Origin of the sequence: Microcoleus sp. bin38.metabat.b11b12b14.051 (assembly GCF_013299165.1) — a bacterium.
In the GTDB taxonomy this organism is placed as follows: domain Bacteria; phylum Cyanobacteriota; class Cyanobacteriia; order Cyanobacteriales; family Microcoleaceae; genus Microcoleus.
This window is the reverse complement of record NZ_JAAFKD010000022.1, coordinates 54231-70717: the sequence shown is the minus strand read 5'-3', so window position 1 is coordinate 70717 and position 16487 is coordinate 54231. Positions and strand designations below refer to the sequence as shown.

The 16487-nt window shown below is 47.0% G+C and carries 11 protein-coding genes; 3 read left to right on the top strand and 8 right to left on the bottom strand.

What is annotated here, in order from left to right; genetic code table 11:
- The first annotated feature begins 358 nt into the window (after positions 1 to 358).
- Positions 359 to 1468: an extracellular solute-binding protein gene (locus tag QZW47_RS21410; protein ID WP_293131034.1), complete on the top strand. Its 1110-nt coding sequence runs from the start codon at positions 359 to 361 to the stop codon at positions 1466 to 1468.
- Positions 1469 to 1722: 254 nt separating this feature from the next.
- On the opposite strand, the gene QZW47_RS21405 is transcribed toward QZW47_RS21410, so the two are convergent.
- The 5 genes from QZW47_RS21405 to QZW47_RS21385 all read right to left on the bottom strand — a co-directional run bounded on the left by QZW47_RS21405 (position 1723) and on the right by QZW47_RS21385 (position 8683).
- On the bottom strand, positions 1723 to 2559 hold the full coding sequence (locus QZW47_RS21405; protein ID WP_293131031.1) for a DUF1963 domain-containing protein: 837 nt from the start codon (positions 2557 to 2559) through the stop codon (positions 1723 to 1725).
- A gap of 105 nt (positions 2560 to 2664) precedes the next feature.
- Positions 2665 to 3192 (bottom strand): hypothetical protein, encoded by a 528-nt coding sequence (locus tag QZW47_RS21400; protein WP_293131028.1) that lies wholly within the window; start codon positions 3190 to 3192, stop codon positions 2665 to 2667.
- Between the two features lie 241 nt (positions 3193 to 3433).
- Positions 3434 to 6703 (bottom strand): PAS domain-containing protein, encoded by a 3270-nt coding sequence (locus QZW47_RS21395; protein ID WP_293131025.1) that lies wholly within the window; start codon positions 6701 to 6703, stop codon positions 3434 to 3436.
- 337 nt (positions 6704 to 7040) lie between these two features.
- Positions 7041 to 8171, bottom strand: a complete 1131-nt coding sequence (locus tag QZW47_RS21390) for an aldo/keto reductase (RefSeq protein WP_293131022.1) — start codon at positions 8169 to 8171, stop codon at positions 7041 to 7043.
- A 5-nt stretch (positions 8172 to 8176) separates the two neighbouring features.
- Entirely contained in the window at positions 8177 to 8683 is a 507-nt protein-coding gene (locus tag QZW47_RS21385; protein WP_293131019.1) for a bifunctional nuclease family protein, read from the bottom strand.
- An 83-nt stretch (positions 8684 to 8766) separates the two neighbouring features.
- On the opposite strand from QZW47_RS21385, the gene QZW47_RS21380 reads away from it, so the two are divergent.
- Together QZW47_RS21380 and ribE are read left to right on the top strand one after the other, a co-directional pair.
- Entirely contained in the window at positions 8767 to 9057 is a 291-nt protein-coding gene (locus QZW47_RS21380; RefSeq protein ID WP_293131016.1) for a hypothetical protein, read from the top strand.
- 143 nt (positions 9058 to 9200) lie between these two features.
- A complete protein-coding gene (gene ribE / locus QZW47_RS21375) occupies positions 9201 to 9911 on the top strand; it encodes a riboflavin synthase (RefSeq protein ID WP_293131013.1) in 711 nt (236 codons plus the stop codon).
- Positions 9912 to 10252: 341 nt separating this feature from the next.
- Here the strand turns inward: ribE and QZW47_RS21370 are convergent, their stop codons facing one another.
- The 3 genes from QZW47_RS21370 to QZW47_RS21360 form a co-directional block, all read right to left on the bottom strand.
- Complete coding sequence (locus tag QZW47_RS21370) at positions 10253 to 11158, bottom strand: glycosyltransferase (RefSeq protein ID WP_293131010.1); 906 nt, start codon at positions 11156 to 11158, stop codon at positions 10253 to 10255.
- 592 nt (positions 11159 to 11750) lie between these two features.
- Positions 11751 to 14060, bottom strand: coding sequence for a hypothetical protein (locus QZW47_RS21365; RefSeq protein ID WP_293131007.1), 2310 nt, complete (start codon positions 14058 to 14060; stop codon positions 11751 to 11753).
- 375 nt (positions 14061 to 14435) lie between these two features.
- Positions 14436 to 16268, bottom strand: a complete 1833-nt coding sequence (locus QZW47_RS21360) for a peptidoglycan DD-metalloendopeptidase family protein (RefSeq protein WP_293131004.1) — start codon at positions 16266 to 16268, stop codon at positions 14436 to 14438.
- Positions 16269 to 16487 lie beyond the last annotated feature (219 nt).

Sequence of the window (16487 nt, the reverse complement as noted above, 5' to 3'; positions counted from 1 at the left end):
TGCGTTTTTTGGGCTATGCGTATTCCTTGTTCAACACTCACAACAATATAATACCATTATTGTTTATAATTGCTTATAAACTCAATGAAGTTTTACAATACTTGGTTCAAACCTTCAATCAGAGTTAAAAAAACTCGGTTTCTGAGAGTCGCAGCGCCTAGCCTCGTGTTAAATTAAGTGCGCGCCGCCAGCGGTTTGAGCCAAACACAGTCAGATCGCATCAGAAGCGAGTACAATGGCTTTGTGTTTGAAAAAGAAATAAGATCGTTCGGTGCCAACTACCGGACTCGACAAACCATGATTTGCCGGGGCGCAGAACACAAAACATCGGTCAATATTTAGAAAAGCTGGTTTACAGGTGAAACGAAGGTCTTTGCTATTGGGGGCAGCCACCCTAACTTTAAGTCAATTGGCGGCAGGGTGCGACTCGAAACCCACTCTGAAAATTCGATCGCTCAAAAACGGTATTCCGGCGCAAATTGTCAGCAAATTCAGCCGCGATTCACAACCGTCTCCGCTTTTGCAGGTAACGCAAGAAGCCCAGTTAAAAGAATTATTTGCTTTGTTGCAACAGTGGAAACGGACACCCTCAGCCAAAAATCAAGCTGATTTGGTGATGTTGGGAGATTATTGGCTGACTTTGGCGATTCGGCAAAAATTGATTAAGCCGATCGATCCTGCTAAACTTGCTAATTGGTCGCAATTGCCCGAAAGATGGCAAAAACTCGTCCGGCGCAACGATGACGGCCAATTAGACGCTAAAGGTAAAGTTTGGGCTGCACCTTACCGCTGGGGAAGTACGGTAATTGCCTATCGCACCGACAAATTTAAGGATTTGGGGTGGACTCCGAAAGATTGGAGTGACTTGTGGCGAGTCGAATTGCGCGATCGAATTTCGCTACCGGATAGTGCAAGAGAAGTGATAGGTTTAACATTAAAAAAACTCGGAAAATCTTACAATACCCAGCAATTAGATAAAGTTCCCAACCTCAAACAAGAACTCGCAAAGCTGCACGCTCAAGCTAAATTTTACAGTTCTGACGCTTACCTGCAACCGTTAATTTTAGGCGATACTTGGTTAGCCGTAGGTTCTTCTGGCGACGTGCTGCCGCTGTTGCAAACTCAAAGCGATATAGCCGTAGTAATTCCTGCTTCTGGAACTGCACTTTGGACAGATTTGTGGGTACAACCCGCGTCAGGAAAGCCAGTTTCGTTAGTGGAAAAATGGATTAATTTTTGCTTGCAGCCTCAGATTGCGCCTCAATTATCCTTGCTGGCTAAGGCTAGTTCGCCGATAATTGTCGGCATGAAACCCGAGGATTTGCCTGCGGATATTCGCACTAATCCGGTGTTGCTGCCGGATGCTAAGATTCTTGCTGCGAGCGACTTTCTGCTGCCTTTCGGGGACGCGGGCATTGCCCAATATCGATCGCTCTGGCAAGAAACTAGGCAAGTAGTGAAAGGCTAAAATTTCACTACGTTTTGAGGTACCTAGTTGCGATTCAGCGCTCTTTAATCTATTAAAGAGCGGGGAGAATCACAGTTTTGCATTTATAGTGCTTTCCCCGCTCGCGTGTTGTAAAATACGCGAGTTCTTAAGCTCGCACTCAAAGAAAAAATGCTTATTGCAAAAAGGAGATGCTTCCAAAGAGTGCTGAAGCGCAACAACGTACCTTAGCAAAATAAAAAAATAGCACGGGTTGAAGTGTTGTTATTTTAATTTTAATAACAATCGTAATTATAAATCACTTGAGAAAAATCTAATTTTTCTAAGTCCTCAGCACGAATCAAAAAGTTACCTACTCCATCATCACCCCAACAAATTTCATTATCACTAATCATGTGTAAGAGTACAACTTTATGGTCTTGGTATTGCGGACTATACTCACGAGGATCAGTTTGCGTAAAGTAGCCGTATCCCCCTATTTTATGGTCAATCTCGTATAAATTAGCATAATACCAATCATTTAATTTGTAATCATCTGCATCCATTACATCAAAGAATTGTTTAAGCTTTTGTTGTCCAAGAAAATTATTAATTTGATAGTCTTCTCGGCAAACCCACTCATTGTCAGGACTAAACTGTAAAGCCAAACATTCTTGCGGATTATTCACGTATTTATAGTTTAAAGGTAAAAATCCCTTAACTTCTTGATTCAACAAAAAAGCAAAATCTGTTTGATAATTATTTGTGTCAATTTCGGGAAAATACAATATTTTAAAATCTTTTTGGTTGTCCAAATTGTCTAAATCCATGCCATAAAAATCTGTGCCACCGATATAAAACTGCAAAATTCCTTTTTTGGGGAAAGGTGCTAAATCTGGCACTTGGGCAAAGATTTCCTCAAAATTGAGTTGTGCCAAAATGTGCATATATTTTCCATCACTATCTTTGGGAAAATCGTAACCTTTGGGCAAGTAAGGCACTCCGCCAAATTTGCTTGACCAGAAATCAGTAGCCTTTCGTTCGTAAGTGATTTTAATAACAGGCTGTTCTGAACTTTCAATTTCTTGGCGAAAAGGTTCTAATTCACCCGGAAGTTCAAGGGTTGTTTTCATTGTTTTTCACCGAATAACAAAAGATATTGTATTAGCTAAAATGCAGGTGCGTCAGCTCTTGATTTATCGATTATCCCGAAAACAAATCGCTGCTGACGCACCCTACTAAAAGCCCTTCAGTTTGCCTCGGAGACCGGGATTTGAGAGAGATTCTAAGTCTATTTTACAGCTTTGTCGATCGCCCTTACACGCATAAACCGCTAAAGCCGTCCCCTGACGATTGCAAACTCGCAGGTTGTAACCGTATTCGTTCGACGCAGCGCCGAAGCGGTTGACAAACTGATAGCGCTCCATATAATCTAGTAAACTCCACAGTTGGCGGTTGACGATGATGATCACCCAAGTGTTGGTGCGATCGACAAACCAGCGATCGAGCAATTTGCCACCAAACTGTTTTTGAGCCAACCACAGACTCGGCGTGCTCTTTTCGGTTTGCGAAAGCGGTGGCGATGGAAAATTGGCAGCATCGCCAGTCGGGCAAACCGGCTGCTGGGATAATGCCACAGATTGTCCCCACAGCAAGGTTGTGATGCAGCTAAAACTGGCAATCGACCACAAAAATAAAGTTTTTGTCAAAATGCTGTGCCGGGGGCGGAAAACTTGATTTTTGCGATGATTTTTGTGGTAATTCATAAATTTACCGAGGTCGATTTTTTACAAAAGTTATTTGTTCGTTTCTAGTCCTCTCAAGTCGGTTTGTAGTCAGGAATGCGAGTTTTGTGGGATTTTTTGCGGACTGAAGTCCACACTACGAACCTGGGATTTTGCGGACTGAAGTCCGCACTACGAACCTGGGATTTTTGCGGACTGAAGTCCGCACTACGAACCTGGGATTTTTGCGGACTGAAGTCCGCACTACGAACCTGCAAAAAAGTTAAAATTCCGATCGCCTAAATAAGGAAGCGGGCAGAAAAGCAGTAAATGTTGAACCGCTATTTAACTCGCTGCTAACTTCAATATCGCCGCCCATCATCTGACAAAAACGCTGGCTGATTGTCAGTCCCAAACCTGTACCGCCGTACTTGCGAGTAGTTGAATTGTCGGCTTGGGTGAAAGGTTGGAACAGTCGCTGTTGCTGCTCTTGTGTCATGCCGATTCCCGTGTCATTGACTCGAAACACTAAAAATTCTGCATCCAAAATTAACAGTTGAGCAACTTGCGGTTGATATTTATTTTTTAACTCGTCGCTGGTAATTCTTTCGACAGTAAGTACGATCGCCCCATCGGATGAAAATTTAGCTGCGTTGCTGAGCAAATTCAGCATTACTTGCCGCACTTTCATCAAATCGCCGTGCATGGCGCCAATATTCTCGGCACTCAATACTTGCAAGGTATTGCCGTTTTTCTCCATTAACGGTTTGACAGTTGTCGCCACCTCGTCGATCAAGCCGCCGACATCGAAGCTTTCGAGATAAATCTCCATCTTGTCAGCTTCTATTTTGGAAATGTCTAGAATGTCGTCAATCAGTCGCAGCAAGTGTTTCCCAGCAGTCCGAATTTTGTCTAAATCCGAAACTACTTCTAAATTGCCCAACTCCTCGGCATCTTCCACCAGCATATCGCTGTAGCCGATAATCGCGTTCAGGGGAGTCCGCAACTCGTGACTCATGTTTGCCAAAAAAGCACTCTTGGCGCGATTGGCGATTTCTGCCGCTTCTTTTGCCAATTGCCACGCTTCCTCGGCGTTTTTCCGTTCCGTGATATCCCGCAGTGTCGCTACCACGGCTTCCACGCTGCCGTCTGTGGCACACACCGGGCTGAGAATGTATTCGTAGTCGCGGGTTCCCGAGGTTGCGGTGGGGATCGTTACTTCGCCTTTGCTTGGCTCGGCTGTGGCAAATACGCTGCTGCATTCGTCCTCAACTCGCTGTAAAATTTTAGGCGACCAACCTAATTCGCGCCAGGTTTTGCCGATCGCGTCTCTGGCGTTCATGCCGCAGGCTTGGGCTGCGGTGCGGCTGATATAAGTATACTTTCCTGACCGATCGACTAGAAAGATCAGGTCGAGGGAAGCGCCGAGAATGCCGTCAACTGTTCTGGCGTGTCGGGCTACTTGAGCCGTCATTTGTCTGACTGTGATGGCGCCGCGGACTTTTGCAGCGAGTTCAAACTGCAAAATTTCGTTGGCTTGTTTGAGGAATAGGGTGCGCTCTTCGACTTGTTTTTCTAATTCTGCTTTGGCTTTTTCTAGGGTGAGTTCGGCTTGTTTGCGATCGCTCACATCTGTAGAAATTGTACCGACTGCATAAGCTTTCCCTGTGGAGTTGCAAAGGGGAAATTTGAGAGAAATATAAGTGTGCGGCCCGTCGTCTTGAGGTATGACTTCTTCAATACTTAGGGGCGAGCAGGTGGCGATCGCTTTCAGGTCGTTTTCTTCCCTGGCTGCTGCTTTGTCTTCGGGAAAAATATCGCTGTCGGTTTTACCGGTGATTTGCTCTTTTTCCAAGTGGAACAACTTGTCAAAATGGCGGTTAGTGAGCAGGTATTTTCCCTCAACATCTTTGATGTAAATAATCGCTGTTGAGTTGTCTAAAATCGCTTGCAGCAGTGCTTCGCTCTTGTGCAGGGCTTTTTGAACCTTTTGGCGTTCGAGTATTTCTCGCTCCAATTCCAAGTTGACGCGATTTAAGTCTTGCCAAGCTTCTTGGACTTGAGTTAGGGCGATCGCGCTTTTGTCTAATCCTGTATTTGGTTGCCGCCGCTGTTGTGACAGGCAGTTTGCGGGCAATTGTAGGGTTTCCACAGTTACCGGGATGGGCAAATTGAATATCGGGCGATCGCCCGCAAATATTTTATATTTAAAATCCAGCGATAATCGATTGTCTAAAATCGGTTTTTTGGCGAACAAGCCGGGGAATTCGCCCACATTTAAATTGTCAGATGAATTTTCAGCAGTGCGATCGAGCTTCTGAGATTGCTGCGGCGGTTCGGCGGTAGAATTAGACGGTGCGTTCGCGTCTGCTGTCGGTAAATCTGAGTTAACGGCTTGGCGATTCCGGCGGACTACCGCAACAGCCAAAGCGACGGGAACTGCTGCTGAAAATAGTGCCAGCAGCAGCCAACTGTCAAGCCACCAGCTTTCGATCGAAGTTTTGGGGATGCCCCGCACTAAAATTGCTGCGGGCTTTCCAGCCAAATTTTCCAGGGATTTAGCAGCTACTGCATCAGTTTGACTGCTGCTTGGTAGATATCCAATCGCGGGCTTGCCGGCCGCGGCGAGTGCAGATTGTAGCAGCGATGTGTCTGGGTTCAGCACATCGGGTAATCGTTGGTTTGTGGTGGCTGTTTCCCAACTGGCCAGCCCAAATTTGCCGTCTGGAAGCGGTGCGTACACAGCGCCGTACCCGCCGTGTAACTTGACGGTTTCGCGGATAGTAACTTCCGGCCTTTGGCTCAGAATTTTTCCTAATATTAAGACAGCAATCACTGTCTGATTTTTGGGATCTTTTACCGGAATTGCTGCATAGCGGACGATAACCGGACGATCGCCGATTCCCGAAGGCACAGATAGGAATTGTTTGTCAATTTCCGATTTAGCAATAATTTCGCTGGCAGTTATTGGCTCTTTCCCCGCGAATACTCGATCGACTATTGTTTGCAGGTTAAAACTTTTTCCCTTGTGATTGGGATTGATATTTACCAAGATTTCCCTGTTTTTTCCAACTAATGCAGCGCTGTCAATTTCCCCTATTTTTATTCGATTTTCTAGTATTTGCTTAACTGAGTTTCGCAATTTTAATATATTTTTACCGCTGTTTGAATTTAACGCTATTTCGGCGATTTTTTTGCTGTCAGAAGACTTTTGCAAACGCTCGGCGGCGCGAGCTAGCGGGACATTGTAGTTAGTTTCGCTCTGACTCAGTTCTGATTTAGCTTGATTTTGCAGTTGGTGGCTGGCCACTGCCGATGTTAGCCAAAATGCTGCTCCCGCTAGTCCTGCTGGCAAGATTGTTTGTAAAGCTAGCAGTCCAATTAGCTGGTTTTTGGTGACAGACAAGTTGTAGGTACACGAGCCTAAAGCTGCTTTAAATCTTGGGGAAGTCCCAACTAAAGTTGGCTCCAGACAATTTGGCTGGCTATCGTTTAACTGAGTTTGAGCCATAGTGGTAGATGCTGAATCGGTTGTAGATGACAGGCGACCCATTTTTCGATTTTCGATTTTTGATTTTCGACTGAGTTCGATTTTCGATTCGATCGAAATTATACTGCATTCCGAGCGTCTCGATCTCTGTTAACCAGAACGCTGCGGTTATCAAAATCTGATGCCGGTGCGCGCCTAAACGAGATTAAATCGAGTCTCGATCTTAGATTTTTTGATCTTATCTAAAATCCATTGTTTGCTTTAACAAAACCAAACACATCAATAAAATTACAGGTATTTCTCGCAACTCTTCCATATTTTGCTGCGGGCATGACTTACATAGAACTTAATTATTTCATTCACCTTCGATCGCCTCAATCTACCTTTTGGCTGCTTCAAATCAATCCCACAACCGCCGCCCTGGTTTGCCGCCCAGTCGCTGATGAGTATCTTTGAGCAGGGTGGGGATGTCTAACTCTTCGGGACACTTGGGCAAACATTCTCCACAATCGGTGCAGCGGTTGCCTTTGTTACCGGGAAACCAATGTCCGGCATTTTCAAACATGGCGTAGCGGTATTTGCCAAAGTCTGTCATATCGCAGCCGACGGCGAGATTCCGCAGCCGCAATACTTCGGGAATGTTGATGTTTTCTGGGCACGGCAAACAAGCATGGCACTGACTGCATTTGTCGGTTGCCAAACGCTCTGCCATCGCTGATTCTATCGAACCGAAGGCAGCGATTTCGGCGCAGGTGAGGGGAAAGTCGCGATCGGCATATTCCAGAGGTTGCTGTAATTCGATCGGGTTTGCAGCCCCCACACTCAGAGTCCCAATCCTAGTATCGCTCAGTAAAAACCGATAGTTCAGCTCTAAAGGCGAGAAAGGCGAGCACAATTGTGCCAGAGTGGACGGCGGCGTGTAGAGTTGCCCTCCTTTGTCTGCCGGGGAAATAATGAAAACGCCCAAATCTTTGTCTTTGGCGAGTTGAATTGCCGGGGCGTTGCGCTGAAAAAAATAGTAATAATGGAGGTTGACAAATTCAAACAAATCAGTTTCAATCGCAGCCAAAATCAGCTCCAAAGGCCCGTGAGTGGAAAAGCCCACGTGGCGAATGCGGCCGTCAGCCACAGCTTTAGCTACAGATGACATACAGCCTGCGGGCGATCGCACGATCGCCAAATGTTCCCAAGTATTCAAACCGTGAATTGCCAGACAGTCGATATAATCTAAATTCAGGCGTTTCAGAGATGAATCGATGCAGCGTTCCGTTGCTGCTGCATCCTCCGTTGGGGGTATTTTCGTAGTAATGTGGAGGCGCGATCGATCGACAGACAAACCAGATTTTAGCGCCGCGCCGAGATATTCCTCGCTGCAACCGTAACCCGCAGCAGTTTCTAAGTGATTGATACCCAGAGACACCGCCTGCCGCACAGTCTGACAGGCAATTTCCTCAGAAGCCAAATAACGCATGGTTCCTAAGGAAAATACAGACAAGTGCAACTTTGTTTTGCCAAACCGTCGATAGCGCATACAGGTTACGAAGTTTCGCCTTGGCCCAAGCCACTTCTTTTGATCAAATCCTCCGGGCGCAGGTTTGAGATAAATTCTCGGAAGGCTCGGCGTTCGGCTTCATCAGCATCTCGATCGACCGGTATCGAAGCATCCGCGACGACTTCTTCCATCACCCAGATGGGGCTGTTCGTTCGCAGGGCCAGGGCGATCGCGTCGCTGGGGCGGGCATCGATCTCTTTTTTAACTTCACCCTGACGGACGATCAGCACGGCATAGAACGTGTTATCTTGCAGCGAGTGAATAACTATGCGCTCCAAGGTAAGATTCCAGGCCTCTAAGAAATTGACCATCAAATCGTGAGTTAAAGGTCGAGGAGGCTTGTGGCCTTCCAGGGCGCTAATGATCGCCTTTGCCTGCTCCTGACCGATATAAATAGGCAAAGCGCGCCGCTCAGTAGCGTCTCTCAATAAGACAATAGGACTGCGCGTGGCTGCATCTAAGGCAATTCCAGCGACTTTCATTTCAATCATTCGATCGGCCTCATAGAATTAAGAAACCGTAAGGCGGTGGAGAACTTGGGCATAGAGATAACCTGAATCCAGTATTACAAAAATTGTCTAGGTTTTTTGGAACTATTCGTCGATCGCGTTGTGGCATCCTCAGCATTGGAGATTTTCGATCGAGCCTGCAACACGGCTGTGCAGGAAAGCTGGCCTGTGAGTCGATCGGCAATTTGAGATTAGCTGCTATAGACTCTACAGCAGGGGGGAAAGCTGGCGTATCAGTTTTTTTAATCTCAAATGGAAAAGTGGAAAAATCGAAAATCCTGTGGCTGGCGGGGAGACGGCGATCGCAAAATCTCCTGAGCCTGCTTTCGGTCGGCCGTTGGATTTCATTCTGTTGACACTTGACAGAATGACGGGCACCTCTACCTGGAACCAAGAGGATTTGAGCAATCAATAGCCTGCTTTGAATTTCTCCTTACAAGGGATGCGCTTTCAACCAATTCTTTCAGGTAAATAATCTCTCGAATACAGGAAAATACTTATGTTTACGGGACTAATTCAATCTCTAGGAAAACTCAAGCCGCTAGGCAACGATTACTTCCAAATTTCCTGCACCTCAAGCAACTCCTACCAGATTTTACAAGATTTAGCCGTAGGGGACAGCGTAGCAGTAGATGGAGTGTGTTTGACAGTAGTAGAAGTTCTGCCGCAAGGTTTTGTTGCCGTCGCTTCGCCAGAAACCTTGCGCCGCACGACTTTGGGAGCAGTCCCCGATGCGTGGGTAAACTTAGAAACCTCCCTGCGCGCCGGCAGCAAATTGGGCGGACATTTTGTGACGGGACACGTAGATGCGATCGGCGCTTTAGCAACATCAACCCAAACCGCCAACGCTTGGGAAATGACGTTTGCTGCCCCACCAGCAGCCCATTCAGCATGGCAGCGTCAAGTTGCACCATTCATCGTTTCCAAAGGCAGCATCGCCGTCAACGGCATCAGCCTCACGGTAGCCGATTGTGATGCAGACGGAACTTGGTTTGCTATAGCCGTAATTCCCCACAGTTTTTCTGAGACAAATCTCAGTTATTTACAGCCAGGAAGCTTGGTCAATTTAGAAGCAGATATCCTCGGCAAATACGTAGCAAAATTTATCCGCAGTGGCTCAAAACACCATTCCGAACCATGGGAAGAAACACCTGCCAACAGTTTAGGAACAATTACACCTGAATTCTTAGCTGAACACGGATTTATGTAATCACAAATTGGTTTGTAGTAAGGACTTCAGTCCTCTTTTTTCTGAAAGTTTTTTCGCTCGTTGGGACTTGATTCCTCTGTTTTTTGCGGACTAAAGTCCTCACTACGAACCTGTACAAAGTTGGTTCGCTCGTTGGGACTTGATTCCTCGGTTTTTTGCGGACTAAAGTCCTCACTACGAACTTGTACAAAGTTGGTTCGCTGGTTGGGACTTGATTCCTCTGTTTTTTGCGGACTAAAGTCCTCACTACGAACCTGCCCCAATTTTTTTGGTAGTGAGGACTTCCGTCCTCTGTTTTTTTGCGGACTAAAGTCCTCACTACGAACCTGATAACGCTTGTTTTAAGGAAGCTCGTCTAATTTCTCAACAAAAACGTTTTTCTCCCAAAACAATCCCGCCGCAATTCCCGCCTGAGAAACTAAAAATAATGCTGCAATTAATAGCTTTTGAATCCCCGCTGTGTGGAAAAATGGATAAGTTAGCAAATTTAAATAAAATGACGGATGTTGCATTTTCCCCTGAGTCCCGCTTTTCGAGATAATTTGCCCAAACAAAAACGCTCCTCTGCCGTAATTGAATTGTTGCTGCCAAAACTTCCGCAGAGTTAGTGCGTGGGAGTGATAAACTGTAACTTCCGGAGCGTAGATGGCGCGCCCCCCGGAATTGAGCCAGCGAAAACAAAATTCGCGGTCTTCTCCAGCCGCTAGAGCAAAAGTTGTGTCAAAGCCGCCGATTTTTTGGAAAGCCTCAGCAGGTAGGGCAAAATTGTTAGAAGTGAAAAATTGCGCGCGATCGCCAATCGCATTGTAATAACTGTAAAGATAATCGATCAGTTGCTGGCTTGCCGTAGAATAAATGTTATCCGGCAGCGCGTTGAGAGTTCGACCTCCGATTAAGCAGTCTGGTGTTTCCACAAATCGCTTTTCCAGATTTTGCAGCCAATCTGCCACCACAGTGCAGTCATCGTCAGCAAATACTAAAAATTTGCCGACTGCTGCTGAAGATCCAGTATTTCGCGCCGTTGCAGGGCCGGAGTTTGGTTGTGTTAGAAGTGTGAGATTTAACTGATTTTGAAAAGGGAATATTGCAGTTTCTACTGATATTTCGGTGCTGTCGTTGACGACAATGACTTGAAATCGATCGCGCGGATATTCTAGTTCCACAAACGACTGAAGACACGCTGCTAATTTTTCGGGGCGATTGTAAGTCGGGACAATAATTGAAAATACTGTTTTAGCTTTGTTCATTATAGAATGAAGTTCGTCAAACGAACAATATAGGGGATGTAACTGATTTCATTATATCTCTTGCAAAATTCCTTTCAATTAAATTTGGGAACTGTTCTCCTGTCCATTCCTAGCTATTTTGACAGGATGTCTGTAGCATTTCTCAAAAAAATGAGGTGTTGAGCAATCATATCAATTTTGGTTCGCTCGGCATGATTTAACCGCTGCTAACGGAATTGAGATGATTGGTTAATCTAAAATAGAGATTTTGCAAAAGTCTTTTTAATTAAATTTTGGAACAGGCAAGATGCCTGTTCCACCTAAGGAATGAAAATTTTATAACTTGCACAAGTTTGTGGGGTGTCCAGTCTTTTTAATTAATTTTTTTAACAGGCATCTTGCCTGTCCCAAATTTGTTGTGGAACAGGCATCTTGCCTGTCCCAAATTTATTGTGGAACAGGCATCTTGCCTGTGCCAAATTTATTGTGGAACAGGCATCTTGCCTGTGCCTAGCTATTTTGGCAATAAATCTAATCTTATATCTAAAATCAAAACCTAAACCTGTACATCACTTTTCTGACAAAGGCTATAGTTTAGGTGGGAAGTGCTATTTTAATTTTTTAAGCGATACAGCACTGACTCAGTATGAAAATCTTTGCCGAAAACTGGTTGCAGCGGGCCCTCGGGACTTGTCAGCCAAGATAATGCTTGTTTGGTATAGTAGTCTGTTTCAGTCAGGGGCCCGAATCCTACGGTACTAATTTTTTGCTTTTTGAGGTTGTCAATCCATGCAGAAAGTCGATCGGCTCTAAACGGCACATATAAAACTTGTCTGTCTAAATTTTTCCCGTAAAACAGGTAGCTGCGGGAACTCAAACTGAAGCCGATTCTTTCATTTGGTGCTGTATGGCGATCGATATATTCGTAAATGTTGCGATAGAGTTCGGCGCGAGCAAGATCCCGCTTTTCCCTCGCCACCCAACTCGCACTTACCATCAATACTATGCAGATACAGACGATCGCGATTTTGCTCGACTTTTTCAGGCGCGCCAGGGAATTCTTCAACCGCATCAAGCTAAGATTGTGCTGGAACCAAATCCCAGCCAGCACCAGCAATCCAATATAAATTAACGGATATATCCCTAAATACTGCCAACTGGGAGCTAATATTTTTGTTGTTTGACTGAGGGCTGCACCGAAATTAGATTTAAAGGTGTCAATTAACCCGCTCCCCCAAATAATACTGGTGCCGCTAAAAGAAGCCTTTTTAATGATGTCAAAAATTGTGCTGCTGACAATTCCTGAAATGCTGCTAATTAAAACAACTGCTACTACAACTTGATTGGCAGTTTTTAACTTGGTTGCTGTAGCTGCGGCGGCGACGCCCAACAAGTTTAAAAAGGGAAATCCGTATCTGAGATTGAAACCGAGTAAAGGGCTGATTTGACCGATCGACTCTCCGCCCGTACCTGAGGTGTAAGGTGTAACGAGATACAGAATTCCTGTCCCCGCCAGCAGTACCAAAAGTATGATATTATTTTGCTTGCTAATTTTGGTTTTACCTTGGAATACAGCCACAGGTGCTGCTAAGGCCTGAAGCGCGATCGCTATAAATGGCAGTTGCAATCTTACGATAATTTGCCAGCCGAGAGTTTGCCAGTGAGCAAGATTCCTAGGATTGAATTGAGCAGCTAAAGTGCTTTGCCAAATCCTGAAAGACGGCGCAACTGGCGGCGCTGGTATGGTAGGTGTTGGCTGCTGTACTGGAGGTGTTGGTGCTGGTACTGGAGGTATTGGAGATGGTATCGGAGATGGTAAGGGTACGGGCTGTAAGGGAACTTTAATCTCGCGGCTATCTCCAACAGGATAGTTGACGTGCAGCAGGTTTCTGGTGTACCAAAAACCTCCTAAAAGCAAGCAGCAAGCTATGCCGCCCAGCAAGACTGGTTTGAGGTGCCGAATGCGGAAATTGCCGGATGCGCGCAAAAAGTTGTTTGAGGTGCGAAGGATAGCGGTAAGCTGTTGTCGGTGGCGCGCCCTAGGTACAGAGGCTGTGGGTAAGTTTTGATTGGTTGCGGCGTAATTTTGCTCGCGAATCGCGAATCTTTGAATTTCTAAGATTGCTAATCCTCCTACAAGTGAGGCTGCATAGATTAATCCGGTGATTTTAATTCCGGCTAGCATTCCTACTGTTGCCAAAAATAAGGATAGTTCCGAGGTGGCTCTGCTGCTACAATAGGACAAACCGAAATACAAACTCGCGGTAAATACGGCAGCTAGCGGTAAGTCTGGGTGAATGGTGTTAACTTGGTTGAGCACCATCGGTACTGTCAATACTAAAGATGATGCTGCCATAGCGTGAATTCGGCTGGCTCCAAATTTTACGCTCAGTAGATAGACGGCAATTCCTTCAATTACCCAGGCAATTAGCAGGGGAAAAGCTGCGACAAAATCTTCTCGGAAGGGGAGGATGCACAAGGCAGATAAAACGTGCCAGTTGTAGGGATATACTCTGGCTTGCTCTTGTTCAAAAATCCAATCTCCGGCGGCATCTAGTAGTGTAAATGAGTGGGTTTGATACCAGCGGGCGATCGCCGGCAGGTGAAACCACAATGAGTCATAATTGGTTGTGGGCTTGGTGGTGAGAGTGTCCCACAACACAAATCCTGCAAAAGCTGCGCTACCGACAATCAGGAGTTCCCACGGGCTCAGAGGTTGCTTGAGTTGGGGCACCTGCCAGTGCCGGAAGCTAAAAGCTCGGTTTTTTTGGGCAAAAGTCGGGATTGTGCCGATCGCAAAAATTACAATTTCTGCTATAATTAACTCAGGTAGATTTAGGCGCTCTACACTTCCTAAAATCAGTCCCGTACAAACTTGTACTGTGCTCCATCCCGTGAGAATTACCAGAAGAAAATGGGGCAAGGAACAGTTACTGTTTTCCTGATGATTCTCGAAGGCAAGAGACAAGCTTAATGGGAGTGGCCCGACGAGAACAATCAGAAATAAAATTAATTCCCACCAATGCTGCACTATTAACATAGGCTGCAAGTTACCAATTGTTATTTATTATTTTTCCACATTACCATGCTCTTGCTGGTAAACATTCCGAACTGATGTCCTGTCGAGTAACCGCAATAAAATTAGATCGCACGTGCGGAAGGGAGTCCGAAGAGATCCGTTTTTGTTATGGTAATCGACAGCACATGATATGACGGCTGGCATTCCTCACTTTTACTGGCAATTGGAGCCTGCTACAAACTTAGTCGATCGCGATCGTTGTGGGAGCAATCCCAATTGTTATCTGCTAGCTTGCTTCTGAGTTTTAGGTTTGACAGCTTCGGGAGCTTTGATCTTAGAAATATCAGGTTTTAGCAGCTCTGGGAATGGTGGCTGAAGGTTGTGCACTTCGATGTCCATTCCCAGCGGCAGAGGTGGAAGCTGGGGCAGATCGTTTTCTAAATCTTTGAGTCCCCTAGCACTTTGTGTTTCCACGATTTTCGGAATTTGGGGTATTTTGGCGGTTTCCAAAGAACCGATCATTTTCGCCATGGCGAATTCTAGCTGAGAACCTGGGTCGATCGCCACCCAACCCTGGTCAGTCATTTGCCGGATCTCGAAGTGCAGGTGAGGCCCTGTAGACATTCCGGTACTGCCGACGCGCCCGATCGTATCTCCTTGTTTCACCCATTCTCCGGGTTTGACAAACAGTTCCGAAAGGTGTCCGTAGAGAGTTTCTTGAGACTTTTTGCTGTGGTTGAGCACCACCGTTAAACCGTAACCTCCCAACCAATCGGCGATCGCCACTTGACCAGCATAAGCCGCCAGTACGGGGGTTCCCATCGGGGCCCCCAAGTCGGTGCCGGTGTGAAACCTGCCATCGCCACTGAGCGGATGAGTCCGCCATCCAAATGCCGAAGTAATTTCTGCTGCGATAGATAGCGGAAACAGCAGGCTGGTGTTGCCATTTCCGGGCATTCCTAAAGGACGGGGCGTCAGATTGTAGTAAGCAAAGCCTGTATTGCTGCCGCTCGTGACACTAATCGCACCGACTTGCACGGGCCCGAGTCCCATGCTGGGCGCTGGTTCGCCGCCGTAAGATGCAGGGTTAGTGGAGTATCCAGCGCCTGCGGAGTATCCGCCCTCTGCCGAGTATCCAGCGCCTGCGGAGTATCCGCCCTCTGCCGAGTAGGCTGGGGGTGCCGAGTATCCGCCGTCTGCCGAGTAGGCTGGAGGTGCATAAGCTGATTCCGGCTGGTTTGAACCACCCCAAATCTGGTTGCTGATGGGTGGGACGGCTTGACCGACTTTGCCGGCGACACGATCGCTATTATTTCCGGCAACAGTTCCCGGAATAGTGTTCGGCAGGCTTCCTCGATAGTTCCCGGGCTGGCTGGCTGGCTGATTTCGAGGCGGAGGGGGTGCGATATAGGAGCTGCCCGCGAGCGGCGTTTCCGGGCTGTAGCTGGGTTCTGTGGCGATCGGGGTTTCCGGGCTGTAGCTACCAGGATTTGCTTCTGCTGTCACTGGTTCGGAAACAGCAGCAGGCCCGCACAATCCGCCAACTCCTTGTCCTGATGAGAGGGAACCTTCGCAGCCGGTCGATCGTTCTGCAAACTCGATGGTTGTCGGGGCTTCGTAGCCGCTGTTCGCGCCAGCGCTGTAGTCTGTGGTGTCGGTTTCGGCGCGGGCTTCTGGGTTAATTGGCGCTTCAAAAGGAGGTTCCTGGGCTGTCGCTTCTGGGAGGGGAATCAGTGCGGGTTCTGGCAGATAAAATTGGGCCGGGGGTGTTTCGGTGACGTAATCTGACGCTCGGCTGGGAACTTCTGCTTGCGGTTCAGGGTCTGGTTGTGGCTCTAATTGGCTGGCTGCGGGCTCCGGGGGCGCGAGAGGAGCTTCAAATAGCGGCTGGAGCTCTGCTGCGCCGGGGACGGCTTGTTCTGCTGGCGGTGTTTCGGTTTGGGCCCAAACTATGCCTTTGCTGAGCAGTCCCAGACTGGCAAGGCAACCCAGTCCCACCAGCAGTGAGCGTTCGGACAAAAGGCGCGATCGGGTTTGGGCGCCTGTGGAGTGTTTTTTTTGCTGTTTGGTGTTCAAAGGGGTTGTTATTTGCTTGTCTGGAAAGGGTTTCACTATTTTTTTTCCCAACTCAACAGGAGGCGCAAGGAGATCGAATTCATTCGGTTTGAGATTTGAGACGGAGGCTACCGCGAGCGTTGAACGGTTTCAGATTTGAGAGTAGCGTCCGCACCAGATGGATCTGGCAGCAGGAACCTCGGTCTCAAGTTTTGGGCTGCGATCGACAGGGGTCGTCGGGCTTGTATCTGTTTTTGGCGGTCTGGATCGAATCTA

Coding starts and splice junctions, on each gene's coding strand:
- QZW47_RS21405 (WP_293131031.1), bottom strand. CDS start 2,559: ATGAAAACAACCCTTGAACTTCCGGGTGAATTAGAACCTTTTCGCCAA.
- QZW47_RS21400 (WP_293131028.1), bottom strand. CDS start 3,192: ATGAATTACCACAAAAATCATCGCAAAAATCAAGTTTTCCGCCCCCGG.
- QZW47_RS21395 (WP_293131025.1), bottom strand. CDS start 6,703: ATGGGTCGCCTGTCATCTACAACCGATTCAGCATCTACCACTATGGCT.
- QZW47_RS21390 (WP_293131022.1), bottom strand. CDS start 8,171: ATGCGCTATCGACGGTTTGGCAAAACAAAGTTGCACTTGTCTGTATTT.
- QZW47_RS21385 (WP_293131019.1), bottom strand. CDS start 8,683: ATGATTGAAATGAAAGTCGCTGGAATTGCCTTAGATGCAGCCACGCGC.
- ribE (WP_293131013.1), top strand. CDS start 9,201: ATGTTTACGGGACTAATTCAATCTCTAGGAAAACTCAAGCCGCTAGGC.
- QZW47_RS21370 (WP_293131010.1), bottom strand. CDS start 11,158: ATGAACAAAGCTAAAACAGTATTTTCAATTATTGTCCCGACTTACAAT.